The sequence below is a fragment of the Mycobacterium sp. UNC410CL29Cvi84 genome, assembly GCF_000686745.1.
Lineage (GTDB): Bacteria > Actinomycetota > Actinomycetes > Mycobacteriales > Mycobacteriaceae > Mycobacterium > Mycobacterium mucogenicum_B.
Map to the genome: position 1 here is coordinate 120,714 of NZ_JMLM01000012.1, position 18,021 is coordinate 138,734.

The 18,021-nt window shown below is 69.0% G+C and carries 19 protein-coding genes; 10 read left to right on the forward strand and 9 right to left on the reverse strand.

Going from position 1 to position 18,021, the window contains the following annotated elements; genetic code table 11:
• The first annotated feature begins 196 nt into the window (after positions 1-196).
• From BR47_RS0118195 to BR47_RS0118215, 5 genes are all read left to right on the forward strand, one after another.
• The gene (locus tag BR47_RS0118195) at positions 197-1,072 is read left to right on the forward strand and encodes a transketolase (RefSeq protein WP_029120391.1); all 876 of its coding nucleotides are present in this window, start codon (positions 197-199) and stop codon (positions 1,070-1,072) included.
• Entirely contained in the window at positions 1,069-2,085 is a 1,017-nt protein-coding gene (locus BR47_RS0118200) for a transketolase family protein (RefSeq protein ID WP_029120392.1), read from the forward strand. The genes BR47_RS0118195 and BR47_RS0118200 overlap by 4 nt, the downstream gene beginning before the upstream one ends.
• Entirely contained in the window at positions 2,082-3,299 is a 1,218-nt protein-coding gene (locus BR47_RS0118205; RefSeq protein ID WP_029120393.1) for an aminotransferase class III-fold pyridoxal phosphate-dependent enzyme, read from the forward strand. The genes BR47_RS0118200 and BR47_RS0118205 overlap by 4 nt, the downstream gene beginning before the upstream one ends.
• A complete protein-coding gene (locus tag BR47_RS0118210; protein WP_029120394.1) occupies positions 3,296-4,405 on the forward strand; it encodes an alcohol dehydrogenase catalytic domain-containing protein in 1,110 nt (369 codons plus the stop codon). Before BR47_RS0118205 ends, BR47_RS0118210 begins: the two co-directional genes overlap by 4 nt.
• Before the next feature lie 154 nt (positions 4,406-4,559).
• Entirely contained in the window at positions 4,560-4,775 is a 216-nt protein-coding gene (locus tag BR47_RS0118215) for a DUF3073 domain-containing protein (protein ID WP_020098791.1), read from the forward strand.
• A 57-nt stretch (positions 4,776-4,832) separates the two neighbouring features.
• Here BR47_RS0118215 and purM read toward each other — a convergent pair whose 3' ends face one another.
• Complete coding sequence (gene purM / locus BR47_RS0118220) at positions 4,833-5,915, reverse strand: phosphoribosylformylglycinamidine cyclo-ligase (RefSeq protein ID WP_020098790.1); 1,083 nt, start codon at positions 5,913-5,915, stop codon at positions 4,833-4,835.
• Between the two features lie 63 nt (positions 5,916-5,978).
• Positions 5,979-7,511 (reverse strand): amidophosphoribosyltransferase, encoded by a 1,533-nt coding sequence (gene purF / locus BR47_RS0118225; RefSeq protein WP_036419967.1) that lies wholly within the window; start codon positions 7,509-7,511, stop codon positions 5,979-5,981.
• A gap of 207 nt (positions 7,512-7,718) precedes the next feature.
• On the opposite strand from purF, the gene BR47_RS0118230 reads away from it, so the two are divergent.
• Positions 7,719-9,071, forward strand: a complete 1,353-nt coding sequence (locus tag BR47_RS0118230) for a DoxX family protein (protein ID WP_502685828.1) — start codon at positions 7,719-7,721, stop codon at positions 9,069-9,071.
• Between the two features lie 3 nt (positions 9,072-9,074).
• Here the strand turns inward: BR47_RS0118230 and BR47_RS0118235 are convergent, their stop codons facing one another.
• The 3 genes from BR47_RS0118235 to BR47_RS0118245 form a co-directional block, all read right to left on the reverse strand.
• Positions 9,075-9,455, reverse strand: a complete 381-nt coding sequence (locus BR47_RS0118235; RefSeq protein ID WP_029120396.1) for a sterol carrier family protein — start codon at positions 9,453-9,455, stop codon at positions 9,075-9,077.
• A gap of 63 nt (positions 9,456-9,518) precedes the next feature.
• Positions 9,519-11,807, reverse strand: coding sequence for a phosphoribosylformylglycinamidine synthase subunit PurL (purL, locus tag BR47_RS30855; RefSeq protein WP_036427563.1), 2,289 nt, complete (start codon positions 11,805-11,807; stop codon positions 9,519-9,521).
• A 51-nt stretch (positions 11,808-11,858) separates the two neighbouring features.
• Entirely contained in the window at positions 11,859-12,281 is a 423-nt protein-coding gene (locus BR47_RS0118245) for a DoxX family protein (protein WP_020098785.1), read from the reverse strand.
• Positions 12,282-12,417: 136 nt separating this feature from the next.
• Between BR47_RS0118245 and BR47_RS33175 the strand changes: the two genes are divergently transcribed.
• Complete coding sequence (locus tag BR47_RS33175; RefSeq protein WP_020098784.1) at positions 12,418-12,588, forward strand: hypothetical protein; 171 nt, start codon at positions 12,418-12,420, stop codon at positions 12,586-12,588.
• Between the two features lie 4 nt (positions 12,589-12,592).
• On the opposite strand, the gene BR47_RS0118255 is transcribed toward BR47_RS33175, so the two are convergent.
• Positions 12,593-12,946 carry a VOC family protein gene (locus tag BR47_RS0118255; protein ID WP_020098783.1) on the reverse strand — a complete coding sequence of 118 codons (354 nt, stop codon included), beginning with the start codon at positions 12,944-12,946 and terminating at the stop codon, positions 12,593-12,595.
• A gap of 14 nt (positions 12,947-12,960) precedes the next feature.
• Positions 12,961-14,220 (reverse strand): M18 family aminopeptidase, encoded by a 1,260-nt coding sequence (locus BR47_RS0118260; protein WP_081831338.1) that lies wholly within the window; start codon positions 14,218-14,220, stop codon positions 12,961-12,963.
• Between the two features lie 51 nt (positions 14,221-14,271).
• Here BR47_RS0118260 and BR47_RS0118265 point away from each other — a divergent pair, with 51 nt between their 5' ends.
• A complete protein-coding gene (locus BR47_RS0118265) occupies positions 14,272-15,288 on the forward strand; it encodes a Dyp-type peroxidase (RefSeq protein WP_029104624.1) in 1,017 nt (338 codons plus the stop codon).
• Positions 15,285-16,082: a family 1 encapsulin nanocompartment shell protein gene (locus tag BR47_RS0118270; protein ID WP_020098780.1), complete on the forward strand. Its 798-nt coding sequence runs from the start codon at positions 15,285-15,287 to the stop codon at positions 16,080-16,082. Before BR47_RS0118265 ends, BR47_RS0118270 begins: the two co-directional genes overlap by 4 nt.
• A 226-nt stretch (positions 16,083-16,308) precedes the next feature.
• On the opposite strand, the gene purQ is transcribed toward BR47_RS0118270, so the two are convergent.
• A complete protein-coding gene (purQ, locus tag BR47_RS0118275) occupies positions 16,309-17,013 on the reverse strand; it encodes a phosphoribosylformylglycinamidine synthase subunit PurQ (protein ID WP_020098779.1) in 705 nt (234 codons plus the stop codon).
• Entirely contained in the window at positions 17,010-17,249 is a 240-nt protein-coding gene (purS, locus tag BR47_RS0118280; protein WP_029120398.1) for a phosphoribosylformylglycinamidine synthase subunit PurS, read from the reverse strand. The genes purQ and purS overlap by 4 nt, the downstream gene beginning before the upstream one ends.
• Before the next feature lie 111 nt (positions 17,250-17,360).
• Between purS and BR47_RS0118285 the strand changes: the two genes are divergently transcribed.
• Complete coding sequence (locus BR47_RS0118285) at positions 17,361-18,011, forward strand: MBL fold metallo-hydrolase (protein WP_029120399.1); 651 nt, start codon at positions 17,361-17,363, stop codon at positions 18,009-18,011.
• Positions 18,012-18,021: the final 10 nt, after the last annotated feature.

Below are 18,021 nucleotides of genomic sequence, written 5' to 3' on the forward strand. Positions count from 1 at the left end.
CGGACCATGACCGAAAAATGTGTCTTGTTCGCCTGAGTTTCCGAACGAACTTCGGTTCCGCACCTTGTACCTCGAAAGATCTCCCACCATAGCGTGAGGCCGACCACAGCCGAAACTGCGATCAGCGCCATACCCGTTGCGCCACATCACCTTTGGCACGCCCCGGTCGGCACCACCCACTGCAAGGGAGCAGCAGATGATTCCACCAACGGGAACGCCCGGCCGGGCGGCCGCACTGGAGCAAGTCGTCGACCGGGCGAAGTTCATCCGGCTCGAGACCGTGCGACTGTCCCGGATCGCCGGCGCCGGCCACTACACGTCGTCCTTCTCGGCCGCCGAACTGTTCGCGGCGCTGTACTACTCGGTCCTGAAATACCGCCCGGCAGAACCGAAATGGGCCGACCGTGACCGCTTCGTCCTCAGCAAGGGCCACGCCGCCATCGGCCTGTACCCCGTGCTGGCCGATGTCGGCTTCTTCCCGCCGTCGGCGCTCGACGACTACACGCGCCTGGGCAGCCCGTTCGGCGACCACCCCGACATGAAGAAGATCCCGGGTATCGATTTCAGCTCGGGCTCACTCGGCCACGGCCTGTCCATCTCCGTCGGTATGGCCTTCGCCGGACGGGTCGGCGGCCGCCCGTACCGCACGTTCTGCATGCTGGGCGACGGCGAGCTGCACGAGGGTCAGATCTGGGAGGCCGCCAACGCCGCGGGGCACTACCGCCTCGGAAAGCTGGTCGCCATAGTCGACCGCAATCAGTTGTGCATCGACGGCTTCACCGATGACGTGATGAGCGTCGAGCCCATCGAAGACCGCTTCGCCGCGTTCGGCTGGCAGACCCACCGCGTCGACGGGCACGACCCCGCCGCGCTGCTGGATTTGTTCGGCGCCCTGCCCGACAAACCCGACGGCCCACCACAACTCATCGTTGCCGACACGGTCAAGGGCCGCGGCGTGCAGCTCATGGAATTCAACCCCGATTGGCACGTCGGCAACCTCGTCGGCGCCGACTACGACGACGTGATCGCGGAACTGCAGGCCGGCCTGCGTCCGCTGGAGGCAGTGAAATGACCGAAACCCAGGACCAGGCAGAGATTTTCGGCGGCGGTGCCACCGAACTGCGCGACAAGCGATCGTTCGACGGCAGCGACGTCAGTTCGATCCCCGCGTTCGTGTTCGGTGAGGAACTGGCCGACCTGGCCGACCACGATCCGCGCGTCGTCGTGCTGACGGCCGATCTGGCGAGCGCCAACCGGGCCACCGATTTCTCGGCGCGCCATCCCAACCGGTTCTTCAACATGGGCATCGCCGAGAAGGGCATGATCACGTCCGCGGCCGGTATCGCCTCGTGCGGCTACGTGCCGTTCGCCGCGACGTTCGCGTCGTTCTCGGCGCTGCTGTGTGCCGAGCAGATCCGCACCGACTGCGCGTACCCGCGGATGCCCGTGCGGATCGTCGGGCACCACTCGGGCATGTCGATGGGGTTCTACGGCACCAGCCACCACGCGCTGGAAGACCTTGGCGTGCTGCGCACTTTCGCCGAGCTGACCGTCGTCTGCGCGACCGATGCCAACCACCTGCGCGCGATCCTGCGGGCGTCGGTCGACCACCCGGGCGCGATGTACATCCGGCTGGGCCGCGGCCGTGACCCCGAGGTCTACCCGACGGTGCCCGACCTCACCTTCGGCAAGGCCATCCGGCTGCGCGACGGCCACGACCTGACCATCATCGCCACCGGCAGCGAGGTCCACCCGGCACTGGAGGCCGCGGCGATCCTGGCGGACGAAGGCATCAGGACCCGCGTCATCGACATGCACACCGTCGCGCCGCTCGACATCGACGAGGTACTCGCCGCCGCGCATGAGACCGGCGCCATCCTCACCGTCGAGGAACACAACGTCACCAATGGACTGGGATCCGCGGTCGCCGAAGCGCTGTTCCTGAACGGCGCGCCCGCCGTGCGGTTCGCCAAACACGGTGTGCCCGACGAATACATCCCCGTCGGTCCCCCGGCGGCGCTGTACGCCAAGTACCGGCTGGACGCGCCCGGTGTCGCGGCGGTGGCCCGGGAGCTGTTGCGATGATCGACCACAACGACACCGCCCTGACCAAACGGGCCCGGCTCGTCGTTCCCGGCGGCATGTACGGGCACATGAACGCGCGGTCGTTCTCGGCCACGCTGCCGCAGTACATGGCCTCGGGCGACGGCTGCCGCATAACCGACACCGACGGCAACACATATCTGGATTTCATGTGCGGCTGGGGCCCAGTTGTCCTGGGTCATCGCAATCCTGCTGTGCAGCAAGCAGTTTCGGAACAGATCGCCAAGGGTGACTGCCTCAACGGCGCCGCTCCGGTGATGGTGGAACTCGCCGAACTGCTCGTCGACACCGTCGCCCACGCCGACTGGGCGATGCTCGCCAAGAACGGCACCGACGCCACCACCGCGTGCGTGACGATCGCGCGCGCGGCGACCGGGCGGCGCAAGGTGCTCATCGCCCACGGCGCGTATCACGGTGCGGTGCCGTGGTGCACCCCCGTGACGGCGGGGGTGACCCGGGAGGATCGGGCACACCTCGACTACTTCGAGTACAACGACCTCGATTCCCTGCGCGCCGCCGTCGACCGCGCCGGCGACGATCTGGCCGCCGTCATCGTCTGCCCGTTCCGGCACGACGTGTTCCGCGATCAGGAGCTGGCCGATCCGTTGTTCGCCAAGGGGTTACGCGAGCTGTGCGACCGCGCCGGCGCCGCGCTGATCCTCGACGACGTCCGTTGCGGCTTCCGGCTGGATCTTGCGGGTAGTTGGGAACCGCTGGGCGTGCGCCCCGACCTGTCGGCGTGGTCCAAGGCCATCGCCAACGGCTATGCGCTGGCTGCGGTTACGGGCACCGACAGGTTGAGAGAAGCGGCCGGCAGCATCTACGCCACGGGATCCTTCTGGTACTCCGCGGTGTCGATGGCGGCCGCGCTGGCGACCATCCGGGAACTGCGCGACACCGACGCGATGCAGCGCATGTTCGACTCCGGCCAACGCCTGCGCGACGGGCTCGCCGCCCAGGCCCGCGCGCACGGGTTCGAGGTCGTGCAGACGGGGCCGGTGCAGATGCCGCTGCTGCGGTTCACCGGTGACGACGACTTCAGCCAGACCCGACTGTGGTGCGACGAGGCCGGCGCCCGTGGCGTCTACCTGCACCCGTACCACAACTGGTTCCTCAGCGCGGCCCACACGACCGCGGACATCGACGACGCGCTCGACCGCACCGACGACGCCTTCGCGGCATTGGCCCGGCGATGAAGATCACCGGGGCGGTCCTCGAGGAGTCCGGGCGGGCCCGGCCGTACGCGCGGTCGCGGCCGATCACCGTCGGTGAGCTGGAGCTGGCGGATCCCGGCCCGACCGAGCTGCTGGTCCGGATCGAGGCGGCCGGGGTCTGCCACTCGGACCTCAGCGTCGTCGACGGCAACCGGCCCCGCCCGTTGCCGATGCTGCTGGGGCACGAGGCCGCCGGTGTCGTCGTCGGCGTCGGTGCCGCCGTCGGCGACATCCGCCCCGGGCAGCGCGTCGTGATGTCGTTCCTCCCCCGCTGCGGCGAGTGCCCCGACTGCGACGAAGGCGGCCGTCTGCCGTGCCCGACCGGGTCGGCGGCCAACGCCGCGGGCACCCTGCTGGCCGGCCGCCGCCTGAGCGCGGCCGGCCGGCCGGTGCATCACCATCTCGGCGTGTCCGGTTTCGCGACCCACGCCGTCGTCGACCGGGCCTCCGCCGTGCCCGTCGACTCCGATATCCCGCCCGACGTCGCCGCGATGCTCGGCTGCGCGGTACTCACCGGGGGTGGCGCCGTCCTCAACGTCGCCAGGCCCGCACCGACCGACAGCCTGATGGTGGTCGGGCTCGGCGGGGTTGGGATGGCGGCCCTCATCACCGCGCGGGCCTTGCAGGTCGAACGCGTCATCGCCGTCGACACCGCCACGGACAAGCTCGGCCAGGCCACCGCGCTGGGCGCGACCGAGACCTACACCGCAGCTCAGGTCGCCGAACTCGGCATCAAGGCCCGCCACGTCATCGAGTGCGCCGGGCATCCCCGGGCGTTCGAGACGGCCTTCGGCGCGACGCAGCCGGGCGGCAGCACCATCACGGTCGGCCTGCCGGCCGCGGCGGCGCTGGCCGCCATCTCGCCGCTGACGGTCACCGCCGAGGCCAGGACGGTCGTCGGCAGTTATCTGGGCTCGTCGATACCGGGCCGCGACATCCCCCGCTACGCGCAGCTGTGGCGCGAAGGGAAGTTGCCGGTCGAGAAGCTCATTTCCGCGCGGATTCGGCTCGATCAGATCAACGAGGCGATGGATCGGCTGGCCGACGGTCAGGCCATTCGTCAGGTCATCCTGTTCGACCAGGACTGAACCGTCCGGCCGATTCGCTCTCCGAACCCCCGTAAGGGTGGCCTGCCAGCATGAGACCGCCGGGCACGGTAAGCTAGCGGCAGGACAATAAACACACTCAGATCGGAGCCGCCTGCACATCGGGCCGCTCCGTTATTGCGCGAGGGGGTCCCCCATGGGCCGCGGCCGAGCAAAGGCGAAGCAGACCAAGGTTGCTCGAGACCTTAAGTACAGCTCACCGCAGACCGATTTCGGTCGGCTGCAACGAGAGCTCTCGAACGACTCCGTTGGTTACAGCACAAGTGCCTTCGATGACGACCTGGGCGACGACGACTCGGACGACGAGCCTGCCGGTCGCTGGGCCGTGCCCGAAGACGACTGGCGTCACTAGACCCCACGAGCGGCCCTGATCCAGGGCCGCCGGCCCAGCCCCGCGCGCGACCTGAGGTCAGAAGCGCGGGTGCTGGCCCACCAACTCGGCTCGAACGCTGCTCTTGCCACCCTTGTTGACGGTGCCCAGAGTCCAGCAGTCCAGGTGCCGGGCCGTCAGAATCGCCAGCGCGCGGTCGGTGTCCTCCGGCGCGACGACGGCGACCATGCCGACACCCATATTGAACGTCTTCTCCATTTCGGCACGCTCCACGCGGCCGCGCTGGGCGATCATCTGGAACACCGGTGCCGGCGTCCAGGTACCGCGGTCCATCTCGGCGGTCAGGCCGTGCGGAATGACACGTTCCAGGTTTCCGGCCAGCCCACCACCGGTGACGTGGCAGAAGGTGCGGACCTGGGTCTCGGCGGCCAGCGCCAGGCAGTCCTTGGCGTAGATGCGCGTCGGCTCCAGCAGTTCTTCACCGAGCGTGCGGCCGAACTCCTCGACGTGGCCCGACAGGCTCATGCGGTCGATCTCGAGCAGCACCTTGCGGGCCAGCGAGTAGCCGTTGGAGTGCAGGCCGGTGGCAGCCATGGCGATGATCACGTCGCCGGGGCGGACGTTCTCGGGGCCCAGCAGGTCGTCGGCCTCGACGACGCCGACGCCTGTCGCGGAGATGTCGTAGTGGTCGGGCTCCATCAGGCCCGGGTGCTCGGCGGTCTCACCGCCCAGCAGCGCACAGCCGGCCTGCACACAGCCCTCGGCGATGCCCGAGACGATCTCGGCCACCCGCTCGGGCACGGTGCGGCCCACGGCGATGTAGTCCTGCAGGAACAGCGGCTCGGCGCCACACACCACGAGGTCGTCCACGACCATCGCGACGAGGTCGATGCCGACGGTGTCGTGCTTGTCCATGGCCTGCGCCACCGCGAGTTTGGTGCCCACACCGTCGGTCGACGAAGCCAGCAGTGGCTCGCGGTACCCGGCTTTCAGGCCGAACAGCCCGGCAAAACCTCCGAGGCCGCCTCGCACCTCGGGGCGGGTGGCCTTCTTGGCGTGGGGCTTGAACAATTCGACGGCGCGATCGCCTGCCTCGATGTCAACCCCCGCCGAAGCGTAGGAGGCGCCAATCGATTCAGCTCGCTCATCCTGGCTAGTCATCGGCCCCAAGGCTACCGGTCGCACCCTCGCGGATGCACGTCGCGCCCATCCAGGGCGGCCGGGTCAGGGGCGGCGCAGGGCTGAGGCGTTGTCGTTGTCGGCGGTCAGCGGCAGGCCGGTGCGGGCCGCCGACGCCAGCATGTGCTCGACGACGTTCTTGCCGAGGGCAGCTTCACCTGGCAGTTCGATCGGGTAGTTGCCGTCGAAGCAGGCCGCGCACAGTCGGGAAGCGGGCTGTTCGGTGGCGGCGATCATGCCCTGCCGGCTGATGTAGCCGAGCGAGTCGGCGCCGATCGCGTGCCGGACCGCCTCGAGCATCTCGTCCTCGCTGGCCTCGGTGCTCTTGGCGTTGGCGATCAGCTCGGCGGGGGTGGCGAAGTCGATGCCGTAGAAACACGGCCACTTCACCGGCGGCGACGCGATGCGCACGTGCACCTCGACGGCGCCGGCCTCCCGCAGCATGCGGACCAGGGCGCGCTGGGTGTTGCCGCGGACGATCGAGTCGTCGACGACGATCAGCCGCTTGCCGCGAATGACTTCCTTCAGCGGGTTGAGCTTGAGCCGGATGCCGAGCTGACGGATGGTCTGCGACGGCTGGATGAAGGTACGCCCGACGTAGGCGTTCTTCATCAGGCCCTGACCGAACGGGATCCCCGAGCCCTGCGCGTAGCCGACGGCCGCGGGCACGCCCGATTCGGGCACCCCGATGACCAGGTCGGCGTCGACGGGCTTCTCCTGGGCCAGCCGGCGGCCGATGTCGACGCGCGCGGCGTGGACCGAACGGCCGGCGATGGTGCTGTCGGGGCGGGCCAGGTAGACGTACTCGAAGACGCAGCTCTTGGGCTCGGGGTTGGCGAACCGGGTGGAGCGCACGCCGTCGGCGTCGATGGCCAGCAGCTCACCGGGCTCGATGTCGCGGACGAACGAGGCGCCGACGATGTCCAGTGCGGCGGTCTCGGAGGCGACGACCCAGCCGCGGTCCAGCCGGCCCAGGGACAGCGGACGGACGCCGTGCGGGTCGCGCGCGGCGTAGAGGGTGTTCTCGTCCATGAAGGTCAGGCAGAACGCGCCGCGAACCTGCGGCAGCAGTTCCAGCGCGGACTGTTCCAGGCTCGAGTCGGCGGCGCCGTGCGCCAGCAGGGCGCCCAGGATGTCGGAGTCGGTGGTGGCGGCGACATGGCCACGCGCGTTGATCAGGCCGTCTTCGCGGGCCCGGGCCGCCAGTTCGGCGGTGTTGACCAGGTTGCCGTTGTGGCCGAGCGCGACGCCGGTGCCGGCGGCGGTGTTGCGGAACACCGGCTGCGCGTTCTCCCACGTCGTGGAGCCGGTGGTCGAGTACCGGCAGTGCCCGACTGCGACGTGGCCGTGCATGGCGGCCAGGGTCTGCTCGTCGAACACCTGACTGACCAGGCCGAGGTCCTTGAACACCAGGATTTGAGATCCGTCGGCGACGGCGATGCCTGCCGCTTCCTGCCCTCTGTGCTGCAGCGCATAAAGGCCGTAGTACGTGAGCTTTGCCACGTCCTCGCCAGGGGCCCAGACCCCGAATACGCCGCATTCCTCGCGTGGCTCGTTCTCGGTCTGTTCGGTCACGATAGGGCTGCTCCCGGGGAGGCGGTTGGTGACAGGAATGAGTCTACGGTCCAGCCGGGCGGGAAACGGAATCGAATCTTCTGTCTGTCGGCGCGTCGCCCACCGGAGGCGCACGCGTCGGGCCTGTTTCGGGCTCGACTCCCGCGCCGCGGGCGACTTCGCGCACGGCCTCACACCGTCTCATCAGCCCACTTCAGTCCGGCTGTTTATATGGGTTTCGTGGCCAGTCAATTATCAGAGAGTCCTGATACTCCCGTCCTCGATCCCGTCACCGCCGACGCGACCCGGCCATGGTCGAGCGTGACGAAGATCGCATTCAGATTCTGCTTTCTGTACTTCGGCCTGTTCTGTGTGTTGTTCGCGCAGATCACTTTTGCCTTCTTCGGGATCGTGGGCGAGTTCCTGCCGAAGCTCGCGGTGATGTGGCAGATGACTGTGCTGGGCCCGCCGCTGCAGTGGATCGGCCGCGAGGTGTTCGGCGTCGACGCGGTGCTGCACCAAGACTCGGGTAGTGGCGACCAGACCGTGGTGTGGGTGATGGTGTTCACCCTGGCGGTCGTCGCGGCCGTCGGGACCGCGGTGTGGACGCTGCTGGACCGCCGGCGGCCCGACTACGCGCGACTGTCGGCGTGGTTCCTGACGTTCGTGCGCTTGTGCGTCGCCGGCCAGATGCTGTTCTACGGGTTCGCCAAACTGGTGCCCACCCAGATGCCGTCGCCGCCGCCGTCCGCGCTGCTGCGGTCGTTCGGCGACTTCAGTCCGGCCTCAGTGCTGTGGTTGCAGGTGGGCAGCTCGCATCCGTACGAGATGACACTCGGCGCCGTCGAGGTGCTGGCCGGATTGCTGATGTTCCTGCCCCGCACCGCGACGCTGGGGACGCTGCTCGGGCTGGCCAGCATGGCCCAGGTGTTCCTGTTGAACATGACGTTCGACGTGCCGGTCAAGATCCTCTCCGGCCATCTGCTGTTGATGAGCCTGGTGCTGCTCGCCCCGCAGCTGCGCCGGCTGACGGACCTCTTCGTCCTGCAGCGCCCGTCGGAGCCGGTCAGCCAACCCCCGCTGTTCAGCTCTGAGCGGGCCAATCGCAGAGGGGCCACCGCGCAGGCCGTGCTGGGTCTCTGGGTGCTGGTCGGATGCGCCTTCGCGAGCTGGCAGGCGTGGCACGCCTACGGCGGCGGCAAGGCCAAGCCCGAGCTGTACGGCATCTGGTCGGTCCGGGAGTTCAGCGTGGACGGCAAGCCGGTGCCGCCGCTGACGACGGATCAAACCCGTTGGCAACGCGTCGTTTTCGAGACGGACGGCGCGCTGACGTACCAGCGGATGAACGGCGAACTGGTCGACGCCCCCGCCACCGTCAAGTCCGACACCATCACGGTGTCCGAACCCGGCGGCGCGGCACTGGCCGAGCTGAAAGTGTCACGGCCGTCGGACCGGCAGCTGCAACTGACCGGCACGCTGCACGGCCGCCCGGTTCAGATCGCCCTCGATCAGGTCGACCTCGATCAATTCACCTTGCGCAACAGGGGTTTTCACTGGGTGCAGGAATACCCGTTCTTCAAGTGAGCGCTACAGGTCGACCAGTGGCAGCCACGGGCCGATCTCCCGCGCCCGTGACCCGGACATCTCGATGACGCCCGCCGCGTCGTCGAGCGACAACAGCCCAGTGGCCAGCCGCAGCCAGGTGCGAGGGTCCGTCTCCACCACGTTGGGCGGATTACCGCGGGTGTGACTGAGGCCCGAAATGCACTGCACCGCAACGAATGGCGGGACGCGGACCTCGACGCTGGCGCCCGGTGCGACGGCCGCCAGCGTGCGGGCCGTCAGCCGGACGGCCTCGGCGATCGCGGCGCGCGGCGGCGTCTCGGTCTGCTCGTCCCGCAGCCAGTCGGCCACCAGCAACACCGCCGCGCGCGTCGCCGCCGGGTCGGGCGCCTTACGCCCGGCCACGGGTCACCATCTCAGCGATTTGTGCACGATTTTCCGCGGTGGGCGCGGATTTTCGTGCACAAATCACTCATGGGAGAACAGGGCGGGCAGCACGCTCTCGGAGGTTGTGCGCAGTTCGTCCAGCGTGACGCTGAACTGACCCTGCACCTCCACCGAGTCGCTGCCCGGATCCACCACACCGATGCGGACGGCCGGCAGTTCGCGGGCCTCGCACATCGCCATGAAGCGGCTCTCCTCGGTGCGCGGCACCGCGACAAGGACACGGCCCGACGACTCGGAGAACAGCTGCACGAACGGGTCCGAATCCTCGGGAAGCAGGACGCGGCAACCGGTTTCGCCGGCCAGGGCCGCCTCGACGACGGCCTGGATGAGCCCGCCCTCGGACAGGTCGTGGGCGGCCGAGATCAGTCCGTCGCGCGACCCGGCGGTCAGCACCTCGGACAGCAGCTGCTCGCGCGCCAGGTCCACCCGCGGCGGCACGCCACCGAGGTGGTCGGCGGTGACCTGGGCCCAGACCGAGCCGTCGAACTCGTCGTGGGTGTCGCCCAGCAGGATCAGCGTCTCGCCCGGCTCCAGGCCGATGCCGGTCGGGATGCGGCGGTGCACGTCGTCGATGACGCCGAGCACGCCCACCACCGGGGTCGGCAGGATCGCCGTCGAGCCGGTCTGGTTGTAGAAGCTGACGTTGCCGCCGGTGACCGGAATGCCAAGGGCCGCACAGCCGTCCGCGAGGCCGCGCACGGCCTGCGAGAACTGCCACATGACGCCCGGATCCTCTGGCGAGCCGAAGTTGAGGCAGTTGGTGACGGCGACCGGCGTCGCGCCGGTGACGGCGACGTTGCGGTAGGCCTCGGCCAGCGCCAGCTGCGCACCGGTGTACGGGTCCAGCTGCGTGTAGCGGCCCGACGCGTCGGTCGACACCGCGATGCCGCGGCCGGTGGCCTCGTCGATGCGCAGGACGCCACCGTCGGCGTGCTCGGCCAGGACGGTGTTGCCGCGGACGTAGCGGTCGTACTGCTCGGTGATGAAGGCCCGGCTGCACAGGTGCGGGCTGCCGAGCAGCTGCAGCAGGGTGGCGCGCAGCTCGTCGCCGGTCTTGGGCCGGGGCAGCGTGGCGGAGGTGTCGGCGATCAGCGCGTCCTGGGTGTCGGGGCGCTGAACGGGCCGGTTGTACACCGGGCCCTCGTGGGCGACGGTGCGCGGCGGCACGTCGACGACGGTCTCGCCGTGCCAGCTGATCTTCAGCCGGTCGCCGTCGGTGACCTCACCGATGACGGTGGCCAGCACGTCCCACTTGCGGCAGACGGCCATGAAGGCGTCGACGTTCTCCGGCGTCACGACGGCGCACATGCGCTCCTGCGACTCGCTGGAGAGCACCTCGGCCGGGGTCATGCCCGTCGCGCGCAGCGGCACCTTGTCCAGGTCGATGTGCATGCCACCGTCACCGGCCGATGCCAGTTCCGAAGTGGCGCAGGACAATCCGGCGCCGCCGAGGTCCTGGATGCCGACCACGAGGTGCGCGGCGTACAGCTCGAGACAGCACTCGATGAGCACCTTCTCGGTGAACGGGTCGCCGACCTGAACGCTCGGCAGCTTCTTGCGGCCGGCGCCGGACTCATCGCCGGAGAAGGTGTCCGAGGCCAGCACCGAGACGCCGCCGATGCCGTCGAGGCCCGTGCGGGCGCCGAACAGGATGATCTTGTTGCCGGTGCCGGACGCGAAGGCCAGGTGCAGGTCCTCGACGCGCAGGGCGCCCACGCAGAGGGCGTTCACGAGCGGGTTGCCGGCGTAGGACGGGTCGAAGATGGTCTCGCCGCCGATGTTCGGCAGGCCCAGCGAGTTGCCGTAGCCGCCGACGCCACGGACGACGCCGTCCAGCACGCGACGGGTATCGGGGGCGTCGGCCGCGCCGAAGCGCAGCTGGTCCATGACGGCGACCGGGCGGGCGCCCATGGCCATGATGTCGCGGACGATGCCGCCGACGCCGGTGGCAGCGCCCTGGTACGGCTCGACGTACGACGGGTGGTTGTGCGATTCGACCTTGAAGGTGACGGCCCAGCCGTCACCGATGTCGACGACGCCGGCGTTCTCGCCGATGCCCGCCAGCATGCCTGCGCGCATCTCGTCGGTGGTGGTCTCACCGAAGTAGCGCAGATGCACCTTGGAGGACTTGTACGAGCAGTGCTCGCTCCACATCACCGAGTACATGGCCAGCTCGGCGTCGGTGGGCCGGCGGCCGAGGATCTCGCGGATGCGCTGGTACTCGTCATCCTTGAGGCCGAGCTCGCGATACGGCTGCGGCTGATCGGGCGTGGTAGTCGCGTTATTGACGGTATCGACCGAGGACGTCACGCAGAGAGTCTACCGTTGCCGACCTGGCCCGCCCGCCACGGCGAGCGCCGGCTACTCGTCGCCGCTGACCAGCACCTTGAGCAGCGCCGGCCGCCGCAGGATGAGCGCGCCCCAGATCAGCAGGCCGAAGGCCACCGCGAAGACCACCGGGAACCACGCCTCGTGGTGCATGTCGATGGTCACGGCGCCGCCGAGGTAGGCCGTCAGCCCGACCGAGCCCAGCACGGCCGTGCGGGGAATCACCCACACGACGATGCACGCCAGCAGCACCCACCCGATGACGTACGTCTGGTAGGGCGGGAAGCCGAGTCCCTCGGTCGCGGTGCGCGCGAATTCCACCCCGAGGATCTTCGGGATGGCATCGGCCAGCAGGAACAGCAGGAGGAAGGCGCTCAGCGCCAGGCCGGCCTTCTGTGATGCGGTGCGGCCGGCCCATGCGGCCCGGGGGTTCGATACATCCTTGGCGTCGGCCATGGCGGACTCCGTTCGCGGTCGTTGGTTCAACACTAAGTCGACTTGCGCGGGCGCGGGAACTCATCGCGCCGGCCCTCATAGCGGGCTGCTAGGTAGGACCCATCGGGGCCTCATCCCGCGGTTTTAGCGTGGCCGGATGAGACTTCACATTGGACTCAACCGTGGTGCGATCGCGGTGTTTGCCGTGATCGCGGCCCTGGTGTGTATCTGTGCCGGCGCGATCGTCGTCGCGTCGAAGGCGTGGCATGCCGCGTCGGAGCCGGTGGTGTCCACCGGCGTCGAACTGGTCGAGCAGGCCGGCCCCTAGCTCGTCAGGCCGCGCCCGCGATACAGAACGCGTTGCCTTCCGGGTCGGCCAGCACCACCCATCGGGCCACTTCGCCGAAGGCGTGCCGCTCGGTTTCCGTCGCGCCCGCGGCTTTGAGGCGTTCGAGCTCGGGCTCGATGTCGCCTTCCAGGTGGAAGTCCAGGTGCAGCCGGTTCTTGCCGGGCGTCGGGTCGTCCACCTGCTGGAAGCCCAGGTTCGGACCCTCCGGGAAGTTGACGACGAAGAACTCCCCCGGCATCAGGGTGTGCACCTTGCCGCCGAATTGCGCGGCCCACCAGTCGGCGAGGGCCTGCGCGTCGGTGCAGTCGAATGTGACCATCTCCACTTTGAGTGCCATGGCCAGACTGTAGGTCAGGCCGGTGACAGGAACGCCTGCAGCGCCGCGGCGTAGGCCGGCACGTCGAGCGCGCCCATCACCTCGCGCGCCGAGTGCATGGCCAGCTGCGCGGCGCCGACGTCGACGGTCGGGATACCGGTGCGCGCGGCGGTCATCGGGCCGATGGTCGATCCGCACGGCAGGTCGGCGCGGTGCTCATACCGCTGCAGCGGTACCCCGGCCTGCGCGCAGGCCAGTGCGAACGCCGCGGCGGTCCGGCCGTCGGTGGCGTACCGCAGGTTGGGCTGGACCTTGAGCACCGGCCCGGCGTTGACCTCGATGAGGTGCCCGGGTTCGTGCCGCTCGGGGTAGTTCGGGTGGGTGGCGTGCGCCATGTCGCCCGAGGCCACCATCGACCCGGCCAGCCGGCGCAGCAGGTCCTCGCGCGTCCCACCGGCCGCCAGCACGATGCGCTCCAGCACCGTCGGCAGCAGATCGGACTGCGCGCCATGGTCGGACGTCGAGCCGACCTCTTCGTGGTCGAACAGCGCCAGCACCGGAACGTAGTCGGCAGCCGGAGCGGCCAGGAACGCCTCCAGCCCGGCGTAGCAGGTGCCCTGGTTGTCGAGCCGGGGTGCGCTGACGAGCTCGCCGTCGGCGCCGATCAGCCGGGACGGCGTCAGGTCGTGCGTCATCAGGTCGGCGGCCAGGACGTCGGCGCCGTCGACACCCGCGCGCTCGGCGACGAACGCCACGAAGTCACGGGTGCCGGTCCCGACGCCCCACACCGCGTTGACGTGCCGCTGCGGGTCGAGGCTGACGCCCTTGCGGTCGTCGGACAGGTGGATGGCCAGCTGCGGCACCCGCAGGATCGGGTCGTCGATCCGGACCAGGACGTCCTCGACGGTGTTGCCGCGCCGCACCGAGAGCCGGCCGCTGATCCCGAGGTCGCGATCCAGCCAGGAGTTCAGCCATGCGCCGCCGTAAGGCTCCAGCGCCACCACCTGCCAGCCGCTGACGAACCGGTCGGGGTGCTGCTTGACCCGCAGGTTGGGGCTGTCGGTGTGGCCGCCGACGATGCGGAAGGGCAGTGGCTCGTCGGTGCTGCGCCAGGCGACAAGCGAGCCGGCCCGCACCGTGAAGTAGTTGCCCGGAGAGCCGGGCCAGGCGTCGGTCTCGACGAGTTCGGTGAAGCCGGCGGCGGTCAGCCGCGCGGCCACCGTCGCGCACACGTGGAACGGCGAGGGCGACGCGTCGATGAACCCGCAGAGGCCCGCGGCAGTAGCTCCGGTCATGAGGCCATCATCACCCGGAAATCCGTTGCGGTTGCCGCTAGGGTCGAGTTCGTGTGTCCCGCACGGCCTCAGCCCGTTCTCACCACGTTGACATCTGCTGCCATCTTTCTCATCGCCACCATCGATGAGGGCGCCGAGCCCGAAGTGCACGATGCGCTCACCGGGCTGTCCGGACTCGTTCGGGCAGTTGGATTCCGCACGCCCGCAAGCCGTCTGAGCCTGGTGACCGGCATCAGCTCGGACGCCTGGGATCGCTTGTTCAGCGGGCCGCGCCCGGCCGGCCTGCATCCGTTCCCCGAATTGCAGGGTGCGCGTCACCACGCGCCGTCGACCCCGGGCGATCTGCTGTTCCACATCCGGGCCAACGCCATGGACGTGTGTTTCGAGCTGGCCAGCCAGATCCTGAAATCGCTCGACGGCGCGGTGAAGGTGGTCGACGAGGTCCACGGATTCAAGTTCTTCGAGAACCGCGACCTGCTGGGCTTCGTCGACGGCACCGAGAACCCGGACGGTCCGGATGCCGTGGTCGCGGCGCTGGTCGGCGACGACGATCCCGGATTCGCCGGTGGCAGTTACGTTCACGTGCAGAAGTACCTGCACGACATGGCGTCGTGGGAATCACTCAGTGTCACCGAGCAGGAGCGGGTGATCGGCCGCAGCAAGCTCGAGGACATCGAGATGGCCGACGACGTCAAGCCGCCCAACTCGCACCTGGCCCTCAACGTCATCGAGGACGACGACGGCAACCAGCTGCAGATCGTGCGGGCCAACATGCCGTTCGGCCGCGTCGGCTCAGGGGAATTCGGCACGTACTACATCGCGTACTCGGCCGACCCGGCCGTCACCGAACGCATGCTGCGCAATATGTTCATCGGCGATCCGCCGGGCAACACCGATCGCATACTGGATTTCTCCACTGCGGTCACCGGAGTGTTGTTCTTCACTCCCACAGTCGATTTCCTCGATGCCCCGCCGCCCCTGCCCGCCGCGCCACCGGCCGAACCCGAAGCGCAACCCACGTCCCCCGGGACCCTGTCCATCGGCAGTCTGAAAGGTCAACCGCAATGAACAACCTGTACCGCGATCTCGCTCCCGTCACCGCCGCCGCGTGGGCGCAGATCGAGGAGGAAGCCGCGCGGACGTTCAAGCGGCACATCGCCGGCCGCCGCGTCGTCGACGTGAGTGAACCGGGTGGACCCAAGACGGCCGCGGTCAGCACCGGCCACCTCGTCGATGTCACGTCACCGGCCGACGGTGTGGTGGCGCATCTTCGGGAAGCCCGGCCGCTGGTGCGGCTGCGGGTGCCGTTCACGGTGACACGCACGGCCATCGACGACGTCGAGCGCGGCGCGCAGGACTCCGACTGGGATCCGGTGAAGGAAGCCGCCAAGAAGCTGGCGTTCTCGGAGGACCGGGCGATCTTCGAGGGCTACCCCGCCGCGCAGATCGAGGGCATCCGGGCCGCCAGCTCCAACCCGGCGCTGGCGCTGCCGAGCGACCCCCGCGGCTACCCGGACGTCATCTCGCAGGCGCTGTCGGAGCTGCGGCTCGCCGGGGTGGACGGGCCGTACTCGGTGCTGCTGTCGGCGGAGGCCTACACCAAGGTCAGCGAGACCACCGAGCACGGCTACCCGCTGCTGGAGCACCTCAACCGTCTGGTCGACGGTGAGATCATCTGGGCGCCCGCCATCGACGGCGCGTTCGTATTGTCCACGCGCGGAGGCGATTTCGATCTGCAGCTGGGCACCGACGTGACCATCGGCTACCTGTCGCACGATGCCGAGACGGTGCAGTTGTACCTGCAGGAGACGCTGACGTTCCTCTGCTACACCGCCGAGGCGTCGGTCGCGCTCGACAGCTGACGCATCGGTTGTTCCCCCGCACCACCGCATTGATCCTGTACCCAGGGCGCACTTTTTCGAGTGAGGTGCGCCCTCAGGTCAGGGTCAACGGGTCGGGATGCTCAAATCGAGTTGACGCTGAAGCCTGGGCGCAGCTGCGTCGGCCACGCCAACGAGGGTGCGCCCAGCGCGTCTCGCGTGCGATTTTCGCGATCTGTATGCACCCTCGCTGGCAAGCAGAAGGGCGTCAGGCGCTCAGGACCGCGTCGAGCGCCGAGAAGAAGATGCCGAGTCCGTCGTCCGACGGGCCGGTGAGGGCCTCGGTGGCGTGCTCGGGGTGCGGCATCAGGCCGACGACGCGGCCGTTGGCCGAGCTGATCCCGGCGATCGAGCGCATCGAGCCGTTCATGTTGTCGCGGTAGCGGAAGACCACGCGGCCTTCACCTTCGAGCTCGTCGAGCACGCTCTCCGACGCGACGTACCGTCCCTCACCCGACTTGAGCGGGATCAGGATGTCGGCGCCGGGTTCGTAGCGGCTGCTCCACGCGGTCGACGTCGCGGTGACCTCGAGCCACACGTCGCGGCAGATGAAGTGCAGACCCTCGTTGCGGGTCAGCGCGCCCGGCAGCAGCCCGGCCTCGCACAGCACCTGGAAGCCGTTGCAGATGCCCAGCACTGGCATGCCCTTGCCGGCCGCTTCGACGACCGAGGTCATGACGGGCGCGAACTTGGCGATGGCGCCGCAGCGCAGGTAGTCGCCATAGGAGAAGCCGCCGGGGACGATGACGGCGTCGACGCCCTTCAGGTCGGGATCGGCGTGCCAGAGGCTGACGGCCTCGCCGCCGACGGCCCGGACCGCCCGAGCGGCGTCGACGTCGTCGAGCGTGCCGGGGAAGGTGATGACACCGACTCGCGAATTTCCCGTCGCTGCGCTCGCCCCAGCGGTGGTCACGCCTGCTCCCGGTGCACCGAGAAGTCCTCGATGACGGTGTTGGCCAGCAGCGTCTCGGCGACGTGCTCCAGCGTTTCGTCGGACACGGTGTCGTCGACCTCGAGCTCGAACCGCTTGCCCTGGCGGACGTCGGACACTCCGGTGATCCCGAGGCGCCCCAGCGCTCCCACAATCGCCTGGCCTTGCGGGTCCAGGATTTCGGCCTTGGGCATCACGTGCACAACGACGCGGGCCACGCGCGCTCCTTTGTTCGGGTCGGATTGCTCTGCCGAAGCGAGCGTAGCGACGGGAAGACATCTGTACTCTACCGGCGCCCTTGTACGCCGCGATGCCCGCACAATGGACTGATGGAGCTGACGCACTTCGGACATTCCTGCCTGTTGGCCCGATTCACCGACGGCGACGCACAGGCGACGGTCCTGTTCGACCCGGGCAACTTCTCGCATGGCTTCGAGGGCATCACGGGACTGGACGCCATCCTGATCACCCATCAGCACCCCGACCACGCCGATCCGGCCCGGCTGCCGGCCCTGGTCGAGGCGAATCCGCAGGCCAAGCTGTATGCCGACCCCATGACCGCGGCGCAGCTGGGTGGCGCGTGGCAGGCGGTGCACGTCGGCGACACGCTGTCGATCGGTCACCTGACGGTGCGTGGCGCGGGCGGCAAGCACGCGGTGATCCACCCGGAGATTCCGATCATCGACAACATCTCGTACCTGGTCGGTGATGCTGGTCACGCTGCCCGACTGATGCATCCGGGCGACGCGCTGTTCGTGCCGGATGAGCCGGTCGAGGTGCTGGCGGCACCGGCCGCCGCGCCGTGGATGAAGATCGCCGAGGCCGTCGACTTCCTGCGGGCCGTCGCGCCGCAGCACGCGGTGCCGATCCACCAGGGCGTCGTCGCCGAACAGGCCAAGGGCATCTACTACGGCCGGCTCGACGAGATGACCGACACCGACTTCCGGGTGCTCACTCCCGAGCAGGAGATGCGGTTCTGAACACGCGACG